Source organism: Sphingomonas sp. PvP056 (genome assembly GCF_040549155.1).
In the GTDB taxonomy this organism is placed as follows: domain Bacteria; phylum Pseudomonadota; class Alphaproteobacteria; order Sphingomonadales; family Sphingomonadaceae; genus Sphingomonas.
Genome location: NZ_JBEPST010000002.1, coordinates 57,612 through 75,269 on the forward strand (window position 1 = coordinate 57,612; position 17,658 = coordinate 75,269).

Consider the following 17,658-nt stretch of genomic DNA (forward strand, 5'->3'; position numbering starts at 1 on the left):
GGAGCAAGGTAGGAGCCACGGGTCCGACTCGATGACTCCGAGAAGGACGATGGAGTTTTGGCAATCGTCACGGCGTGACGGCATGAGGGGATCCCAGTGCCTCACCGCACGACCGTCAGCTGCGTTGCAAGGGTTTGAGAACGTACCAGATATAAACCAGGATCGCGACGATCGCGATGACCGCCAGCGCATGCTGTTCGTGGTTTCCAAGGTAATTCGCGACCGCGCACCCAATCGCCGGGGGGGCATAATGGATCATCTTGTCGCTCGGCGTTTCGGCGGTCGAGCGCTGCAGGAACAGGATGATCAGCCCGGCAAAAATGGCCAACGTCAGCCAATCGTAAAGCGTTTCCAAGTGTTTCCCTCCCAATCCCCACGTCGTCACCGGCGCGGGGAGGACGTCTGCCAATTCGGCTAGTTACGGCGCATGCGGTAAATAGCCTCATAACCGCGATGAATACATCGGGTTTTTTTCGTACACCGGATGGTTGGTCCGGAAACGAAACAATGTCTCAATACGCTTTGTCGTGAACGATTACCCGGAATGTCGCGAGCATGATCGCGATGTCGCGTCCGAGCGACCAGTCGTTAAGATACTCGAGATCCGCCTGTAACCGCTTGACGAGATCGTCGCGCTCTCGCGTTTCGCCACGCAATCCACGGACCTGCGCCAGACCGGTGATCCCCGGCTTGAGCGCGTGACGATGCCAGTAGCGCTGGTCGACTTCCCAGAAACGTTGTTCGCCGGCAAGCGAGCCGAGCGCATGCGGGCGCGGGCCCACCAGGCTCATCTCGCCACGGAGCACGTTGAACAACTGCGGAAGTTCATCGATGCTGACTGCGCGGATCAGCCCGCCGACACGCGTCACGCGGCGATCGTTGCGGGTGATCGAGCGGTTTCCGTCGGCGTCGCAATCCTCGACGTGCATCGAGCGGAACTTGAACACCGAGAACAACCGGTTCGACCGGCCGAGCCGCTGCTGGTGGAACAGGATCGGCCCCTTGCTGTCGAGCTTGATCGCGAGCGCCACCGTCAACAGCAGCGGCGAGAGCGCGATGATCGCGGGAACCGTGACCGCCAGATCCATCGTGCGCTTGATCGCGCGGCTGCGAACGTCGAGCGGACCCGACGCGACCTGCATCACGCTCTGGCCCTCGTACCGCATAATCCGGTTCGCGCCCGCTTCATCAAACTCGGGCGCGAGCACGAATCCCTGGACGTCGGTGCCCTTGAGCAGCAGCGACCATGCCGCGCGGTCCTCGATCGCGCAGCACACCAATACGAAATCGGCGCCGCGCACGGCCGTACCGAGCCGGTCGAGCATGTTGGGATCGCGCAGGTTGGGACGCAGACCGTAGGCGGCCGCATCGATCACCCAGGCATCTCCCAGCGGAGGGAGATCGCAATTGTCGAGGATGATCAGTTCGGTGCGCAACACCGCGCCCAAGGTGCGCCGGACGACGCTGTTGAAACTGTAGCGTCCGAGCCCGACCAGCACGATGGCAAGGGCTGCACCGGTCGCGAACACGATCCGCGAGAATTCGAGCGAGGCGCGCGAGAAGAATGCCACGAACAGCACGGCAGCCATCGCGAAGATCAGCGCGCCGACCGCCTTGGCCATCCCCTTCTTCCAGTTGAGCAGGACCTGATAGCCGTACGCATTGCCGTTCAGTGCGACGAGCGCGTAGATCGGCGCGACCAGCATCGCCAGCCGCAGGCCGTTCGATCCGAACGTCGGTTCGGGGCGTAGCAATCCTGCCGCCAGGAAGGCTAGCAGGATCGCGACGAAATCGAACACGCCGAGCAGCACGTACAGTTGGAACCGACGCGTCTGCTTGGAAATCGGTGTCGCCCCGGCATGCAGGCGTTGGAATTCAGTTTCGCCGTCTGCTTTTTGCAGCATGTCTCTCGCAGACTCCGGTGCAAGCAAGGCGTGGAACAAACAAAACCCCGCGAACTGCTTGTTTTCGCGAGCTTTCTTTAGCGCCACGCACTGCCCTGGGGGCAGGCGGACGCTTGGATTAATAGGTCGGTTGGGGAACATCAACAGCGTTGTTGCGGGCCTCCCGGGATGTCATTCCGGCATAGTTCCTCGAAAGGGACGATCGGTTTACGCACGCACCCAATGTAGGGCGCAAGGCCCCCATACGGTGCATAGTGTAACCGAACCTTACCGATATTGCATGTGCGAAATCCCCATTGACCATGTGCGGCTGACCTTCGGCCAGCCCGTTTGCGTAATATGCGATAAACATGCCCAAATTCCGTTAATAGCAGGTGAACCGTGTTCGAACGGATGGTTCAGGCCCGGTCAGGAATGCTCGCCGGATGAGCGTTTTACGGCTATTGCATCGCAATGCGCGTTTCTGTTCATCCCGCGCGATCCGCTTCGCGCCGTGTTCTGCCGATCTTCGCGGACGCCCTGAAATATCTCGCTGATCGGGTCGAACCGCTTGGGATCGAAGAACTTTCGTTGGCCAATGCCGGTGGACGGATGCTCGCGACGCCGATTCGGGCCCGAATCGACCTGCCCCGTCGTGATTCAGCCGCGATGGACGGCTACGCGCTGGGCAGCGAGATCATAGGCGGCACGCTGCCGCGTTGGAAGATCGTCGAGCCGCACGACGCCGCAGACACCGCGATCAAGGCAGACGAAGCACTTCGCGTTGCTACCGGGGCACCACTTCCGCAGGGAGCGGTACGCGTTCTTCCGATCGAGCGCGCGATCGTTGCGGACGGATGGGTATCGTCCGACGGAGCGGCTATCGAGCGGTCCTACGTCCGGGCACGAGGTTCCGATCTGCGAAGCGGGGAGATCGCACTCGCTGCGGGTCGTCGGATCGATCCGCGCGCGCTGGTCGCGGCGGCGGCGGCGGACGTCGCCACCGTCACGGTCAGGCGCAAGCCGCGGGTCGGGGTGCTGATCCGCGGCGACGGTCTGACAGCGCCGGGCCAGGCGGCGAACGACAGCAAGGCGGTCCCCGACATGCTTGGCGAGGCACTGGTGCTGTTCGCTGCGACCTGGGGCGGGCAGCCGTGCGAGACGGTACGGATCGCGGAAGACCCGGCGGCACTGGTCGGGGCGGTCGCGGCAATGCGCGATGGTGTCGATGTCATCGTGCTGGTTGGCGGCGCAGCGCACGGCGCACGGGATGCGGCCAAGGCGGCGCTCGCCGGGCAGGGGTTGGAACTCGGGTTCGACGGATTGGCGATCCGACCGGGGCGGCCGACCTGGTGCGGACGTATCGGCGGGATACCGGTGCTCGCGCTCCCGGGGAACCCGACCGCGGCGATGACGGTCGCACGGTTGCTGCTCGCACCGCTGCTCGCGCAGTTGGGCGGGGAGGACGTCGGGGCGGCGCTGTCGTGGGAGCCACTGCCGTTGCTCGCCGCGGTTCCGCCTACGGGCGCGCGTGAGGCGTTCCTTTGCGCGGCGACGGAGGGCGACGGCGTCCGCATCCTTGATCGACGCATGACGACGGGGCAGTTGATGCTCGCCTCGGCGGATCGGCTGGTGCTGCGTCCAGCCGAGGAAGCGGCGCTTGCGGCGGGCACGCCGGTGCCGACCTTGCGGTTCTGACTGCTGTCGCGCTATCGCTCGGTACGCCGTAGCGCCGCGAGATCGTCCGGGAAATTAACGTTGGGGATCGGATCCGGAAGCGTTAGCGCCTGTGCGTCGATGGTCCGCGCCCATCCGCGCATCGATCGATCTTCCGACTGCATCAGATGCTCGATCAGCATGTCCGCGCACGACGACGGCCACAGCCCGATGACGGGGCAGCCGCGCACGAAGACGGGCGCGCCGATCTCCGCCAGACGTTCCGCCAGATCCACCGGAAGGTCAGGGGTATCGCCCGGGATCGTCAGCACCGTCGCATGACCATGCCGACGCGCATGATCCAGCGCGGCCGCGAGACCGCCCAGCGGCCCTAGCCCGGGGGCGGGCAGGTCGGTTAGCCCCATGGTGCCCGCAGCGTCGCGTCCGCATACCACCACCGCGTCGGTCCGCGCAGCGAGCCAGGCGATCGCATGGTCGAGCAGCGTACACTCGCCCAGCCGTGCCGCCAGCTTGTCGCTGCCGAAGCGACGCGATTCGCCGCCTGCCAGAACCGCACCGAGCAGCGTCACGCGACCAGCCCCGGTGCCGAAGCCGGACAGAGCTGCAAGGTCAGCGTGTCCGATCGCACCAGCGTCGCAAGCGTCAGCCCCGCCGCCGCCGCGCGCTCGAGCGCGAGCGAAGTCGGCGCGGAGATCGTCGCGAGCAACGGGCAGTCGGCGCGCACGGCCTTGTCGACCAGTTCGAACGAACAACGCGAGCTGAGCAGTGCGAACCCGCCGTCCCACCCAATACCGCCGCGCGCCATCGCGCCGATCAGTTTGTCGAAGGCATTGTGGCGGCCGACATCCTCGCGCACCAGCAGGATCGTTCCGTCGGGTGCCGCCAGCGCAGCCGCATGGACCGCGCCCGTCGCCCGGTTCAGCGGCTGGTGGTCGCGCAGGGCACCCGCCGCCGCAAACAGCGCCCCCGCGTCGGCGTGGCTCCGGGCGGTGACCTGCGGCAAGGGCATGAGCGCCCGGTCGAGGCTATCGCGCCCGCACAGGCCACATGCCGAATCGGTCGTGCGCGGGCGCATCCGTTCCATCACCGCGACCGGATCGGGTCGCAGCCGGTCGACCCGGACGATCATCCCGATGTCGAGCGCGGCGAAGTCGATGCTCGACAGGTCGTCGGCGCCAGCGATCTCGCCTTCGGCAAGCAACAACCCCACGACGAAATCCTCCAGATCGTGCGGGGTCGCCATCATCACGGCAAACCCCACGCCATCGAGTTCAATCGCAACCGCTACTTCCTCTGCGATCCCGCGACCGGAGGTTTCGCGTCCGCCCTCGATCGATACGGTTTCGAGGACAGGGCGGAGGGACGTTGCGTGCGACGGCAGGCCGGTGGGATCAGCGAATGTGTTTGGCATTGGTCGATCTAACGCACGGCACGCCAGGGTGGAAGCATCGCGGGATTCCGCCGCCCAGCCGCAAAGCGCCTGACGATACGGAACCTCAGTGGTTGCCGCTCGCTTTCCTGTTCTATGCCTGTCGCTTGCCCGTTTCGGGTCTCGCACGACCAGGGCGCGCGCTGAACAATGGGAAATATCATGTCGGACAAGCAGATGTCGCATACACCCTCGGACCTCTCCGATCTTCCCAAGGATCTGCCGCACTCGCCGGGACCGGCGGGCGGGTGGGGCTCGCTTCGCGGCATCGCGAGCATTTTCGGCGAAACCTGGGCGACGCCGCCCGCCCTCGCCAGCATGGCCAAGATGAACAAGCCAAAGGGCGTGATGTGCGCGTCATGCGCCTGGCCCAAGCCGGTGAACTACTCCGCGTTCGAATTCTGCGAGAACGGGGCGAAGGCGACCTTGTGGGAATCGACCAGCGCACGCTGCGGCCCCGATTTCTGGACCAAGCCAGCGCACAGCGTCACCGAATTGCGGAGCTGGCGCGATCACGATCTGGAGAAGACCGGTCGGCTGACGCACCCGCTGCGCTACGACGCCGAAACCGATCGCTATGTCGAAACCACTTGGGACGAGGCGTTTGCGGGGATCGCGGGTGCGCTCAAGCCGCTCGATCCGGACAGTGCGGTATTCTACTCGTCGGGGCATGCCGGGCTGGAAGCGTCCTATCTCTTTGCGCTGCTGGCGCGGGTCTATGGCACCAACAATCTGCCGCAAAGCTCCAACATGTGCCACGAGACCACATCGGTTGCGCTGAAGAAGGTGATTGGCTCCCCCGTGGGGACGATCGTGTGGGACGACCTCGCGGAAACCGACGCGTTCTTCTTCTTCGGCCAGAACCCGGGGACCAACAGCCCGCGCTTCCTCCACCCGCTCAAGGATGCGAAGGATCGTGGCGCCAAGATCGTCACGTTCAACCCGATCATCGAGCAGGGGCTCGTCTCCTTCGTCGATCCGCAAAGCCCGGCGGCAATGCTGACGGGCAAGGAGACCAAGATCTCCGACCAATATCACCAGTTGAAGGCGGGCGGCGACATCGCGGCGATGCTGGGGATGTGCAAGGTCGTGGTGGAGGCGGATGACGCGGCGAAGTCGGCCGGTACCGCGCACGTCATCGACCATGCCTTCATTGCCCAGCATACCACCGGATTCGATACGTTCATCGACCGCTGCCGCACCGTTGCCTGGTCCGAGATCGAGCAGGAGAGTGGACTGACCGAAGCCGCGCTGCGCGATGCCGCCAGGGTCTATATCGCTGCCAAGAACGTCATCGGCGTCTACGGCATGGGTCTGACCCAGCACGCACACGGCGCGACCAATGTCGCAATGCTCGTCAACCTGCTGCTGCTGCGCGGGAACATCGGGCGACCGGGGGCAGGGTGCTGCCCGGTCCGCGGGCACAGCAACGTCCAGGGGCAGCGCACCGTCGGAATCGCCGAGAAGATCGAGCTGATCCCGGTCGACAAGCTGAAGGCGCTGTTTCACTTCGATCCGCCGTCCGAGAACGGCATGAACATCGTCGAGGCGAGCGAGGCGTTGTTCGAGGGCAAGGTGCGCGCGTTCATTTCGCTCGGCGGCAATCTGGTGCGTGCGGTGCCCGACCAGAAGCGGATGGAGCAGGCGTGGGCGACTCAGGACCTGACCGTCATGGTGTCGACCAAGCTCAACCGCAGCCATCTGTTCCCTGGCAAGCTCGCCTATATCCTGCCGTGCATCGGACGCTTCGAGGAGGATGATCAGGCGACCGGCCCACAGACCATCACCACCGAAGACAGCTTCTCGATGATCAACGCGTCGATCGGGCATCGCACGCCCGTGTCGGACAAGGTAATGAGCGAACTGGCGATCGTCACCGGTATCGCCAAGGCGACCCTTGCGCCGAGCGAGCATCTCAAGTGGGACGCCTGGACTGCCGATTACAGTCTGGTCCGCAATCTGATCGAGGCGACCTATCCTGACGATTTCCGGGACTATAACCAGCGGATGTATCAGGCCGGCGGGTTCTACCGCGGCAATGGCGCGCATGAGCGGGTGTGGAAGACGGAATCGGGCAAGGCGGAGTTCACCACGCCGGGTGAACTGACGTCGATCGGGTTCAAAGATGCACCCGGCAGGTTCCGGCTGATCACGATGCGTTCGAACGATCAGTTCAACACAACTATTTACGGCTATTCGGATCGTTTCCGCGGGATCGAGGGGACCCGCGACGTTTTGCTGATGAACCCCGATGACATTGCGGCAGCCGGGCTCGTCAACGGCCAGAAGATCAAGCTGACCACCGACGTCGATGACGGCCATGACCGCCACCTAGGGGGGCTCACGCTGACCGCGTACAAGATCCCGCGCGGAACGATCGCGGGCTATTATCCCGAATGCAACGTGCTTGTCCCGATGAGCCATCACGACGAAATGTCGAAGACCCCGGCAAGCAAATCGGTGCCGGTCCGTATCGCGGCGGATGATCCTGCCCCGGCAACAATAGGATAAGCCGGATGCGCAGCAGAGTGTCGGCAGTGTCGGCACTCTGATGCGGTCCAGACGGTTGCCGAGTTGTGATCTTCGCTAAATTCATGGTGGAAGCGGCTGACCATTCGCCGGTAGGTAACGCCCGGAACTTACGATGTTGTTTTCTGAGCTCGCTGCGAACTTTCAATCAAATTAATTCGACATCAGCAACATCACGAGCCAATATGATGTTATATATGCAGTATGGGCGATAACATAAAAGCCATCGCGCTCGTGGGCAGAGCGGACAGGGCATTGCACCGAGGGGAATGATCCGGGGAGCAATATGCATTTCTTGGTGAACGCAGATCGGTCGTCGGTGTCGGCGAATTTCCGTGTCAAGCCACGGACCGATTGCGACAATCCCGTTTTGACACGGTTCGCAATGGCCGTATGGCGCTATCGTCGAGCGTCTGGCGTGAATGAGTAGGGTTTAGAATGGGCGTACGGTTCAAATCGGTGCGTCGGCATCCATCGCGCGTATTGCTGCCGTTGTGGATCATTCTGGTCGTAGCCTATTTCACCTGGCAATCCGGTACGTACCGCGGAGTCGTCGCGCTGCTTGCGGAATGGCAGTTCAATGAATTCGGCGTCTATCACCCGCTGTTGACGTTCCTGTTGTTCGTGCTGTTGCTCGCACCGCTGCCATTCCTGTTTACCGGGCGTCGCCGCAAATCCCCTCGTGCAGCATCCGCTGCGGTTCCGGCGACCGATACAGTGTCGGCCAGGCCCGATTTCTTTCGCGCGATCCGCTCCGCATCGCGGTTTCTCAACGTGCTGGTGTACACGGCGGCAGGGTGTTTCATCGCGGCGCTGATCGTCGCATTCATGCTCCTGCTACTCCCCTCGGCGAAAGGGCCGATGCAGAGCCTGACGGCGAGCACGACATCGCCTGCCGTCCCGGCGCAGGGCCTGACCGAACTGCGCGGAAATATCATTTACACGCGCACGTCCGCATTCGACGAGGATCTGTGGTTCGTGCGGCGTAACGTGCGGTTCGCGCCGATGGTCGATCCCGCGGCCGACCCGTCGTACATCCGCTATTTCATCGAACTCGCGCCTACCGACGGATCCGCCGACACCGCCGCCGCGAGCGCGCGCGAGGGCATTCTGGTCGCAGATGCACTGCCGGGCGAACTGTTTCGCCTGTATCGCTATGCCGGCTACCGCATGACCCCCAAACACTATGTGCTGTTCCGGTCGGCGATGTCGATGCGCTGGCCCTATCTGGTCTGGATCACGGAGTTTGCGGTCGCCGGGTTGCTGTTTGGCATCGCAGCCCTCGTACAATGGCTCCGCCGCCGCCGCCTGATTGCGCTGGAACGCAAGGCTGATGCCGCATTGGCAGAGAGCTTAACGCAGGACTAACCACACATCGTCACGCGCTGTTGAGGCTAATGCGGGCATGGCAGTGTCATGTTGGCACTCAAGGCAGTATTGGCGATGCCCGGCCTGGTCGGTGTGCTGGCGTTTGTCGGTTTGTCGTTCAGTGCGCACCCGCCCCCCCACAAAGTGAAGCCGTCCGCGCGTACGGCACGCATCGTGGCCGCGGCACCGCCCCGCGCATTGGTTGATCCGGCAACTACGCTGAACCATCGCTACAGCCGCGCACCCGACGGGCTTTTCTACGTGATCGGGCGGGTCAACGGAGTGAAGGTGCGCTTCCTGCTGGATACCGGCGCTACAATGATCGTGCTGACCCCGGCCGATGCGGCTCGGGTCGGTGCGCCGCGCGGTGCGACGTCGCGCCATTCCGTCATGGAAACCGCAGCCGGCCCATCGGCGATCGATCGCGTCACGCTCGATCGGGTCGCAATTGCGGGCCACACCGTCGCGGACGTCGATGCGGCGGTGGTGCGACGGGGACTGAAGGTTTCGTTGCTGGGCCAGGACTTGCTGTCACAACTGGGGCCAGTCACGATTTCGGGTAACCAGCTCGAACTGAACTGATTCCGCCGGGCCCGAACGCGGTTCGGGTCAGGCCGAGATCGTCGCGCGGCGCGTCCGACGGGCCATCCGCAACGCAGACCCCACCACCAGGAACCCGCTGAGCAGCATTACCCAGGTCGAAGGCTCCGGTACGGCCGGCGCAGGCGTTGGCGTATCGGTACCGGTTCCGGGATTTCCCGCACCGGGCGTGCCCGAACCCGGCGTGCCGGGTGTTCCGCCGCCGGGCGTAGTGCCCGCAAAGCCCGACGACCCCGACCCCGGCTGCTGAATGACGGGAGCAAACGGTTGGCCTCCGGCGGTGGGTCCTGTGCCACCGGTTCCCACGCTTGCGACTTCGACTGGCGGTAGCGGAGCGGGGGTTTCTGCGACCGGGCCGACGGCCCCCGGTGCACCGCCGCCTGGCGCTACCGGCGGCAACGGGCGTGCGCCGAGTACGAACCCGGCGGGTGGCACCTGCGACCGGCGTGTTCCGCGATCAGCGCCGGGCGCGCGCGGGTCGGCGAGACCCGAGAGATAGCTGGCATTCCGCGTGGAGAGGCTACCGGGGCCGATACCGCTACGCATTCCGGCGCCGTTCGAGGCGAGCGTCGCGGTAAACGCCTTGGGCAGACCGCCGTCGGTGATAAACACCGCACGCGTGTTCTGCGGCGCCATCGCTGCGATCAGGAAGGTCGTGCTCAACACGCCGACCGTAAGCGCGCGGGCCTTGTTTTCGCCGCGTTTGAAATCGGATACTTGCTCAGCCATATTTCCCCTATATGCAATTGCGTATTCGATTGCGACAAATTTGATCGCAGCGATTCCCCCTGTGGGACGCGTTTCGTTTCGCGTAAGCCGACAACCAATGCGCTGATTTCGGAGGAGAAAGCAGCGTGTCTGTAGCGAAATGGAGCTTTAGATATGCGGCAACCCGATTGTGATTGAGCAGCATCGAAACCGTATTGGCACCGCGCATCGTGCGATGATTTCAGCGGGGATCGCAGTCGGAATCGCGTTCGGCATCGGCGGATGCGCCGGAACGCCTCAGCCGCCGTATGACGATTCGCAGAAACTCGTGCGGGCCACGCTCAAGATCCTGACCGACGACGGCAATGCGATCTGCGTCGACAATCGCACCAACGGCAAACCGCTCGCGATCTTCGCGACAATGGCGGTTGCCCCAGCGCCATCACGGCGTCCGCTCGCGTGGCACACGGTTGCGCCGCTGCGGTCGAGTGCTGCGCTGACGACGCGGCAGATCTATCAGGATACGATCGTCAACAAGCCCGCGCATATCCCCGACCCTACCAACACCACTCCGACGCTCGCCTATCTGGATCAGCAACGGTTGAACAACGCCGCCATGGTGCAGTCCCGCACCGGGCAAACGAGGACGGTCGACTTGCCCGGCGGTTTCAATGTGCCGCGAGTCGATGCACGGTGGTGGCCGTTCGTGCGGCTTTCGCGCAAATGTTACCTGAAATACGTCGTATCGGACCCGGTCTGGTCGGACGACCTGGGCTTCGTCACGGTCAACATCGAACATTGGGGTACGACCTACGCGTTCCAGCGTCGCGACAAGGACTGGGTCCCGGTCGGGCAGTGGAGCAACTGGCTGTTCTGAACGGGATCAGCTGCCGTCGTCGCCAAACAAGGGTAGCGCGGCGGGACCGTCCGACAGCGTGTCGAAGGTCGATACCGTCACGCCGACCAGTCGGATCCCCTTGGTCGGCGGCAGGACCGAGCGAATGAGGTCGCGGCTGGCGGCGCTGAGCTTCTCGGCGGTGTCGATCGCATAGGGGTAGGTCCGGCTGCGCGTGATCTGTTGGAAGTCGGTGTATTTGACCTTCACCGTCACGGTCCGCCCATAGGCCTGCGCCTTTTCGCACCAGCCCCACACGTCGTCCGCCATCTCCTGTACCCCCGCCTCGATCTCGACCGGGTCGAGCAGGTCGCGGTTGAAGGTCGTTTCCGAGCCAGAGGACTTGCGGATGCGGTCGGGATCGACGGGGCGGTGATCCTCGCCGCGCGCGATCGCGTGATACCAGTCGGCGGCATTGCCGAAATTTGCGCGCAGGAAGTCGATCGACTTGTCGCGCAGGTCCGCACCGGTCGTGATCCCCAGCGCGTGCATCTTTTTGGCCGTCACCGGCCCGACGCCATGGAAGCGCGCGACCGGCAAGGTCTCGACCCACGCCGCCCCCATGTCGGGCGTGACCGCGAACTGGCCATTGGGCTTGCGCTGGTCGGACGCGAGCTTGGCGAGGAACTTGTTGTACGAAATGCCGGCGGACGCCGTGAGCCCCGTCTCCTCGAGGATCCGTGCGCGGATTGCCTTGGCGGTCGCCCAGGCGGTCGGCAGGCCCTGCAAGTTCGCAGTGACGTCGAGATACGCCTCGTCGAGCGACAGCGGCTGGACGAGCGGGGTGTACTCGCGGAAGATCGCCTGGATCTGTCGCGAGACCTGTTTGTAGACGTCGAAGCGCGGCGGCACGAACACCAGATCGGGGCAGCGCCGCAACGCGGTGACCGACGGCAGCGCCGACCGTACCCCAAAAACGCGCGCCTCATAGCTGGCCGCGGCGACCACACCGCGTGCGGCGGCATGGCCCACCGCGATCGGCTTCCCGCGCAGCGACGGATCGTCACGCTGTTCGACCGAGGCGAAGAACGCATCCATGTCGACGTGGATGATCTTGCGGGGCGGGGGCTCCATGCGCGCCTAATAGGTCATAACGAACGGAAGGGGAACAGTTTAGCGCAGCGATCGGCGCGTCACCCCAATGTGTCCGCCGCCTCGCCAATTGCGGCATGGACCCGGTCGAGATCGGCTGGCCTGATCGAATAGGGCGGCATGACATACACCGTATTGCCGAGCGGCCGCAGCAGAAGGTCCGCATCGCGAAACCGCTTGAGCAAGGCAGGGCCGAGGTTGGACAGATATCCGCCCCCCGCCGGATCGACCAGATCGACGGCCGTGATCGTCCCCAGCGTGCGCGCACCGCGAACATTGCGATGGTCAGCAAGCGACGCGAGATGCGCCGCTTGCCGTGCGGCCAGATCGGCGACGCGGTCGAGCACCGGCTCTTCGCGCCATACTGCGAGATTGGCGTTGGCTGCGGCGCAGGCGATCGGGTTGGCGGTGTAGCTCGACGAGTGGAAGAACATCTTCGACCGATCGGTCGAGAAATGCGCGTCGTAGATCGGCTCGGTCGCCAGCGTCACCGCGAGCGGTACCGCGCCGCCGGTCAATCCCTTCGACAGGCACAGGATATCGGGCACGACGCCCGCTTGTTCGCACGCCAGCAGCGTGCCGGTGCGGCCCCATCCGGTCATCACTTCGTCCGCGATGAACAGCACGTCGTACCGCGCGCAGATCGCGCGCATCTCCGCCAGTACCCATGCCGGATAGAACAGCATTCCGCCTGCGCCGAGTACGAGCGGCTCGACGATGAACGCGGCGGGTTGGTGCCGACAGGCCGCTTCCAGTGCATCCAGCGTCGCCTGTTCGCGCCCCGCCGCGGGGAAAGGGATCGTCCCCACGTCGAACAGCAGCGCGCCATACGCCTGATTGAACACGCCGCGCGCGCCTACGGACATCGCGCCGATCGTATCGCCGTGATAGCTATGTTCTAGCACCAAGATCCGGTCGCGTGGGGTCCCGCGATTGGCCCAGAAGCCGAGCGCCATCTTGAGGGCGACTTCTACGCTGGTCGAGCCAGAATCTGAGAAGAACACGCGACTGAGCGCAGGCGGCAGCATCGCGACGAGCCCGCGCGCGAGCGTCTCTGCAGGTTCATGCGTCCAGCCAGCAAAGATGATCTGGTCGAGCCGCTGCGCCTGTTCGGCGATCGCGGCCATGATGCGCGGGTGGCAATGGCCGTGCGTCGTCACCCACCAGGACGAGATCGCATCGACGATCCGTCGTCCATCCTCGGTGTAGAGGATCGCGCCCTCGGCATGGGTGACGCGCGGGATCGGCTCGCCCAGCCCGTGCTGCGTGAACGGGTGCCAAATCGGGGAGCCGCTCACCGGAACGCCGCCACATCGAACTGCTCGGCAAACGCGGCAGCGAGTGTGGTCGCATCCAGGGTTTCGAGCCGCGGAAGCCGCCCCAGCCGCTTGACCTTACCGATCCGCGCGATCGTCGCTTCGCTGTCGGGTTCGGAATCGCCGATGAACGCGATCCCATGGATGGCCACGCCGCGCGCGCGCAGCGCTTCTATCGACAACAGACTGTGGTTGATCGTCCCCAGCCCGGTCCGCGCGACCAGCACGACGGGGCGGCCCCAATGCGAGAACAAATCCGCAAATAGCAGGTCGGGGGTGACCGGCACCAGCACGCCGCCCGCACCCTCGACCACCAGCGGCCCTGCGACGTCGGGTAGCGCGAGCCGGTCGAGCGTGATCGTCACCCCGTCGATCGCCGCTGCGCGATGCGGCGAGCACGGCGTGGCGAGCCGATACGCTTCGGGCAGGATCTGCGCCGCGGGCAACCCGGACAAGGCCGCTACACTGTCGGCGTCGCTGCGCGGGTCGAGCCCGGCCTGCACCGGCTTCCAATAGTGCGCACGTAACGCGCCCGCGAGTGCGGCGGCGAAGACGGTCTTGCCGACGTCGGTGTCGGTTCCGGTGACGATGAAGGTCGGGGCAGTCACGGCAGGATCTCCCGCAAGGTTTCAGCGAGGCGGTCGATGTCGGCCTCGTCCACGTTGAGCGTCAGCGAAATGCGCAGACGTGCGGTTCCCGCCGGGACGGTCGGTGGGCGTATCCCGCGAATGTCGAACCCGGCCGTCTGGACCGCTGCCGCCACGCGCATCGTCGCGGCGTCGTCGCCGATCATCAGCGGCAGGATCTGCGATCCGGTCGGCGTGACGCCGCACGGCGCAAGGATGTGCTCCGCATGCGCTACCAACGCCGCCAGACGCGTGCGGCGTTCCGGCTCGTCGGTCAGCATCCGCAAGCCTTCGCGGACCGCGCTCGCCATGAGCGGAGAGGGTGCGGTCGAGAAGATGAAGCCGCGCGCGCGGTTGACGAGGAAATCGCGCGCGATCGCAGGGCCGCACAGCAAAGCGCCTTCGCTGCCGAGCGCCTTGCCGCACGTCCGCAAGGTGACGACGTTCTCGCGTCCCTCCAGACTTCCTGCAAGCCCGCGCCCGTCGGTACCGAACACGCCGGTCGCATGCGCTTCGTCGATCAGCAGTATCCCGTCGTGCCGCGTCGCCACGTCCAGCAGGTCGGCGAGCGGCGCGCGGTCCCCGTCCATGCTGTACAGGCTCTCGACCGCAATCCATGGTCGTCCCGTGCCGCCGGTCGATCGCCACTGCGCGATGACAGACTCGATTGCGTCGGCGTCGTTATGCGTAGCCGAGCGCGTTTCGGCGCGGCCGAGCCGCATCCCCTCATACGCACTGGCGTGGACCAGCGCGTCGTGGACGACCAGGTCTCCCCGCTGGGGGAGGGTCGCCAGCAACGCCGCATTGGCCGCAAACCCGCTGGCAAAGAACAGCGCGGTCTCGCTCCCGAAGAACGTCGCTGCTTCGGCTTCCAGCGCTTCATGCTCGGGATCGTTGCCACGTAGCAGCCGCGATCCGCCCGATCCGATCGAAACCCCCCGCGCGAGCGCCGCGCCGACCGCGTCGCGCAATCGCTGCGACCTCGACAGGGCGAGATAGTCGTTGGACGAAAAATCCACGCCCGTTCGCGGCTGGAGTCGCCGCAGACGCGCCTGTTGGTCGATCGCGCGGAGGTCCTGACGATGCTCGCCCCAAAACGATCGCGCGTCGGGTGAGACTGGCCCGATGTCAGTGGCGTCGTGCTTTATCTGGGTATTCCAATGCACTGTCGTCAATCGTTCAAATCCTTGTCCGTCCCGGTCCGCAATCTGTCCGTATCCACGCGAAAGGACGGGCATCTATCGCTGGACGTTGGTCCGTTGCAGGTAGATGCATCGTCCAGCGTACGCCACACGCGAAGGGGATATCGATGGATGCGTCGCCAATATGCTGAGACGTTTCGTAATTGTCCTTGTGGCGTTCGTCGTCCTCGCAACGGTCGGATTCGGTGTCTTCGCGTGGCGTCCCTCGATCGCCAAGATCCCGCCACCGCCTGTGTCCCGCTTCACGCCCGCGCTTGTTGCCAAGGGGGCGGTGCTTGCCAATGCCGGCTATTGCGCGAGTTGTCACACCGCGCGCGGCGGGCAGCCCTATGCGGGCGGTTACGCGATCAAGACGCAATTCGGGACGATCTACTCGACCAACATCACGCCCGATCCCAAGACCGGCATCGGCGGATGGTCGGAGCGGGCATTCGAGCGCGCGATGCGGCACGGTGTCCGGCGGGACGGCGCGCATCTGTTCCCCGCGTTTCCCTATGATCATTTCAGCAAGCTGACCGACGCCGATGTGACCGCGCTGTACGCCTATGTCATGACGCGCCCGCCGGTCGTCGCCAAGGAAGAGAGCACGACGATCCCGTTCCCGCTCAACATCCGTGCGTTGCAGGCGGGCTGGAAACTGCTGTTCTTCCGGCCTGAACGCTTCGTCGCCGACGCCAGGCAGAGTGCCGAATGGAATCGCGGGGCCTATCTTGCCGAGGGGCTCGGTCAATGCGGCGCGTGCCACACGCCGCGCGGCATGCTTGGCACGGAGCAACGTGCGCACGCCTATGCGGGCGGATCAATCGACGGCTGGGCCGCGCCGCCACTGCGTAAGACCGGTACGCGTAAATCCCCGTGGGCGCATGCGGAGTTCGTCGCCTATCTGTCGACCGGGAAAAGCCACCATCGCGGTACGGCTGCGGGACCGATGGCTGCGGTATCACGCAGCCTTGCCAAGCTGCCGCCCGCCGACATCGCAGCGATTGCAACCTACTTTACGGGGCGCGACCGTCCTGCTGGGAAAGGGATGCGTTCAAGCCAGGGCAGGTGAAGGGTACGCGCAACGCGGCTGGGCATCGCAGATGTGAAGAAGCTCATCATCCACCCGAGCACTTCGACTTGCGCGTCGCCCCCGCGATCCGTTCGAGCGCCTGCGCCTCAATCTTCTCCAATTCCCCCAGCGTCTCGGCGATCGCCTCGCGCTGCGCGTCCAGCCGGTCGATCCGTTCGCGACAGCGTTCCGCCAGCGCGCGCATCTGTTCGACGTGCTGTGGGTCGGCGTCGTACAGGTCGAGGAATTCGGTGATGTCTGCGAGCGTAAATCCAAGCCGCTTGCCGCGCAGGATCAATTGCATCCGCGCGATTTCGCGCTTCGTATAGACACGGATCGTACCTACTCGTCCGGGCGTGATCAGCCCGCGGTCCTCATAGAAGCGCAACGTCCGCGGCGTGATGTCCAGCATCCGCGCAACCGCATTGATTCCCGTCAGTTCCTGCCGGTCGTCCAATCCGCTCCTCCGATGACGCGCAGGGGGTGATGTCGCACCGGTCCGGTGGGGATCGCAGCGCGCTTCGCGTCTTGAATCAGACTGTTGCGGATTTGCGACCATAAGGGAAACGCCATCTGCACGCGGATCGGCCGACGGCTTGGTTGGGCCGTGTGGCGTTGCCGAAACATCACGTTCCCTGTCTATCTTGTTCGCAATCCTCAAGAAACCTTGACGCCGTTGCTCATCCTTATAGGCGAATAGGGACATGCCGTATACGGCATCGGTCTCGCGCATAAGACGCGAGTCGAACAGGAATGGATGACCGCACACATGCGGCGTCCAACCGGAAACGTCCGTGGCCGTACACCCGACCGGGTGACAGCCAAGTTGGAGAGGATAGAGGATGTCCCTGCTGATCATCAGCGCGCTGCTCGCCGGAGCACCGCTGGCTACCGATACTGTGATCGGTCGCTGGAAGACCGAAACGCACAATGCCATCGTGGAAATCGCACGGTGTGGTGCGTCGATCTGTGGCCGGATCGTGACGTCGGATGCGCTCCGCGCCAATCCGGGGATGAAGGACGCCAGAAACTCCAATGTGACGCTGCGCAGCCGCCCGATCGAAGGGATGCTGTTCCTGACCGGTTTCAAGCCCGACGCAGACGGGGTGTGGAGCAACGGTCAGGTCTACAATGCCGACGATGGCAAGACCTACAATGGCAAGATCACGCCCGTCGGTACCAACCAGTTGAAATTGCGCGGCTGCGTCTTCTTCCCGCTGTGCAAGACACAGACTTGGACGCGCGTGCGCTGACGCTTTCCTCCCCGCTTATCAGTACAGGA

17 protein-coding genes are annotated in these 17,658 nt (G+C 64.5%); 7 read left to right on the plus strand and 10 right to left on the minus strand.

Annotated features, from left to right (window positions below; all coding sequences use genetic code 11):
- Positions 1-115: 115 nt before the first annotated feature.
- Both ABIC17_RS04475 and ABIC17_RS04480 read right to left on the minus strand, forming a co-directional pair.
- Positions 116-355: an XrtV sorting system accessory protein gene (locus ABIC17_RS04475; RefSeq protein ID WP_354279570.1), complete on the minus strand. Its 240-nt coding sequence runs from the start codon at positions 353-355 to the stop codon at positions 116-118.
- A 157-nt stretch (positions 356-512) separates the two neighbouring features.
- Positions 513-1,904, minus strand: a complete 1,392-nt coding sequence (locus tag ABIC17_RS04480; protein ID WP_354279572.1) for a sugar transferase — start codon at positions 1,902-1,904, stop codon at positions 513-515.
- Between the two features lie 453 nt (positions 1,905-2,357).
- Between ABIC17_RS04480 and ABIC17_RS04485 the strand changes: the two genes are divergently transcribed.
- Positions 2,358-3,581 (plus strand): molybdopterin molybdotransferase MoeA, encoded by a 1,224-nt coding sequence (locus ABIC17_RS04485; RefSeq protein WP_354279574.1) that lies wholly within the window; start codon positions 2,358-2,360, stop codon positions 3,579-3,581.
- 11 nt (positions 3,582-3,592) lie between these two features.
- Here ABIC17_RS04485 and mobA read toward each other — a convergent pair whose 3' ends face one another.
- The gene (mobA, locus tag ABIC17_RS04490) at positions 3,593-4,129 is read right to left on the minus strand and encodes a molybdenum cofactor guanylyltransferase (protein ID WP_354279576.1); all 537 of its coding nucleotides are present in this window, start codon (positions 4,127-4,129) and stop codon (positions 3,593-3,595) included.
- Complete coding sequence (gene fdhD, locus ABIC17_RS04495) at positions 4,126-4,971, minus strand: formate dehydrogenase accessory sulfurtransferase FdhD (protein WP_354279578.1); 846 nt, start codon at positions 4,969-4,971, stop codon at positions 4,126-4,128. Before fdhD ends, mobA begins: the two co-directional genes overlap by 4 nt.
- Before the next feature lie 195 nt (positions 4,972-5,166).
- Between fdhD and ABIC17_RS04500 the strand changes: the two genes are divergently transcribed.
- From ABIC17_RS04500 to ABIC17_RS04510, 3 genes are all read left to right on the plus strand, one after another.
- Positions 5,167-7,500 (plus strand): FdhF/YdeP family oxidoreductase, encoded by a 2,334-nt coding sequence (locus tag ABIC17_RS04500; RefSeq protein WP_354280557.1) that lies wholly within the window; start codon positions 5,167-5,169, stop codon positions 7,498-7,500.
- A gap of 456 nt (positions 7,501-7,956) precedes the next feature.
- Complete coding sequence (locus tag ABIC17_RS04505; protein ID WP_354279580.1) at positions 7,957-8,886, plus strand: hypothetical protein; 930 nt, start codon at positions 7,957-7,959, stop codon at positions 8,884-8,886.
- Positions 8,887-8,934: 48 nt separating this feature from the next.
- Positions 8,935-9,468 carry a retropepsin-like aspartic protease family protein gene (locus ABIC17_RS04510; protein WP_354279582.1) on the plus strand — a complete coding sequence of 178 codons (534 nt, stop codon included), beginning with the start codon at positions 8,935-8,937 and terminating at the stop codon, positions 9,466-9,468.
- A gap of 27 nt (positions 9,469-9,495) precedes the next feature.
- On the opposite strand, the gene ABIC17_RS04515 is transcribed toward ABIC17_RS04510, so the two are convergent.
- A complete protein-coding gene (locus ABIC17_RS04515) occupies positions 9,496-10,215 on the minus strand; it encodes a PEPxxWA-CTERM sorting domain-containing protein (protein ID WP_354279584.1) in 720 nt (239 codons plus the stop codon).
- 214 nt (positions 10,216-10,429) lie between these two features.
- Here ABIC17_RS04515 and ABIC17_RS04520 point away from each other — a divergent pair, with 214 nt between their 5' ends.
- Positions 10,430-11,071, plus strand: a complete 642-nt coding sequence (locus ABIC17_RS04520; protein WP_354279586.1) for a hypothetical protein — start codon at positions 10,430-10,432, stop codon at positions 11,069-11,071.
- A gap of 6 nt (positions 11,072-11,077) precedes the next feature.
- Here ABIC17_RS04520 and dinB read toward each other — a convergent pair whose 3' ends face one another.
- From dinB to ABIC17_RS04540, 4 genes are read right to left on the minus strand one after another with little or no spacing between them, the layout of a single operon-like run.
- Complete coding sequence (gene dinB / locus ABIC17_RS04525) at positions 11,078-12,163, minus strand: DNA polymerase IV (protein WP_354279588.1); 1,086 nt, start codon at positions 12,161-12,163, stop codon at positions 11,078-11,080.
- Between the two features lie 59 nt (positions 12,164-12,222).
- Positions 12,223-13,479 carry an adenosylmethionine--8-amino-7-oxononanoate transaminase gene (locus ABIC17_RS04530; protein WP_354279589.1) on the minus strand — a complete coding sequence of 419 codons (1,257 nt, stop codon included), beginning with the start codon at positions 13,477-13,479 and terminating at the stop codon, positions 12,223-12,225.
- Positions 13,476-14,105: a dethiobiotin synthase gene (gene bioD / locus ABIC17_RS04535; protein ID WP_354279590.1), complete on the minus strand. Its 630-nt coding sequence runs from the start codon at positions 14,103-14,105 to the stop codon at positions 13,476-13,478. Before bioD ends, ABIC17_RS04530 begins: the two co-directional genes overlap by 4 nt.
- Positions 14,102-15,298 (minus strand): 8-amino-7-oxononanoate synthase, encoded by a 1,197-nt coding sequence (locus ABIC17_RS04540; RefSeq protein ID WP_502958408.1) that lies wholly within the window; start codon positions 15,296-15,298, stop codon positions 14,102-14,104. Before ABIC17_RS04540 ends, bioD begins: the two co-directional genes overlap by 4 nt.
- A 151-nt stretch (positions 15,299-15,449) precedes the next feature.
- Here ABIC17_RS04540 and ABIC17_RS04545 point away from each other — a divergent pair, with 151 nt between their 5' ends.
- Positions 15,450-16,376 (plus strand): cytochrome c, encoded by a 927-nt coding sequence (locus ABIC17_RS04545; RefSeq protein ID WP_354279592.1) that lies wholly within the window; start codon positions 15,450-15,452, stop codon positions 16,374-16,376.
- 46 nt (positions 16,377-16,422) lie between these two features.
- Here ABIC17_RS04545 and ABIC17_RS04550 read toward each other — a convergent pair whose 3' ends face one another.
- Entirely contained in the window at positions 16,423-16,833 is a 411-nt protein-coding gene (locus tag ABIC17_RS04550; protein ID WP_354279593.1) for a MerR family transcriptional regulator, read from the minus strand.
- A 385-nt stretch (positions 16,834-17,218) separates the two neighbouring features.
- Between ABIC17_RS04550 and ABIC17_RS04555 the strand changes: the two genes are divergently transcribed.
- Positions 17,219-17,629, plus strand: a complete 411-nt coding sequence (locus ABIC17_RS04555; RefSeq protein WP_354279594.1) for a DUF2147 domain-containing protein — start codon at positions 17,219-17,221, stop codon at positions 17,627-17,629.
- The last annotated feature ends 29 nt before the right edge of the window (positions 17,630-17,658 follow it).

What these genes read in the sequence shown, in the direction of transcription:
- ABIC17_RS04500 (WP_354280557.1), top strand. Translation starts at nt 5,167, where the DNA reads ATGTCGCATACACCCTCGGACCTCTCCGATCTTCCCAAGGATCTGCCG.
- ABIC17_RS04505 (WP_354279580.1), top strand. Translation starts at nt 7,957, where the DNA reads ATGGGCGTACGGTTCAAATCGGTGCGTCGGCATCCATCGCGCGTATTG.
- ABIC17_RS04510 (WP_354279582.1), top strand. Translation starts at nt 8,935, where the DNA reads ATGTTGGCACTCAAGGCAGTATTGGCGATGCCCGGCCTGGTCGGTGTG.
- dinB (WP_354279588.1), bottom strand. Translation starts at nt 12,163, where the DNA reads ATGGAGCCCCCGCCCCGCAAGATCATCCACGTCGACATGGATGCGTTC.
- ABIC17_RS04480 (WP_354279572.1), bottom strand. Translation starts at nt 1,904, where the DNA reads ATGCTGCAAAAAGCAGACGGCGAAACTGAATTCCAACGCCTGCATGCC.
- ABIC17_RS04545 (WP_354279592.1), top strand. Translation starts at nt 15,450, where the DNA reads ATGCTGAGACGTTTCGTAATTGTCCTTGTGGCGTTCGTCGTCCTCGCA.
- ABIC17_RS04485 (WP_354279574.1), top strand. Translation starts at nt 2,358, where the DNA reads ATGCGCGTTTCTGTTCATCCCGCGCGATCCGCTTCGCGCCGTGTTCTG.
- ABIC17_RS04555 (WP_354279594.1), top strand. Translation starts at nt 17,219, where the DNA reads ATGTCCCTGCTGATCATCAGCGCGCTGCTCGCCGGAGCACCGCTGGCT.
- fdhD (WP_354279578.1), bottom strand. Translation starts at nt 4,971, where the DNA reads ATGCCAAACACATTCGCTGATCCCACCGGCCTGCCGTCGCACGCAACG.
- ABIC17_RS04515 (WP_354279584.1), bottom strand. Translation starts at nt 10,215, where the DNA reads ATGGCTGAGCAAGTATCCGATTTCAAACGCGGCGAAAACAAGGCCCGC.
- ABIC17_RS04520 (WP_354279586.1), top strand. Translation starts at nt 10,430, where the DNA reads ATGATTTCAGCGGGGATCGCAGTCGGAATCGCGTTCGGCATCGGCGGA.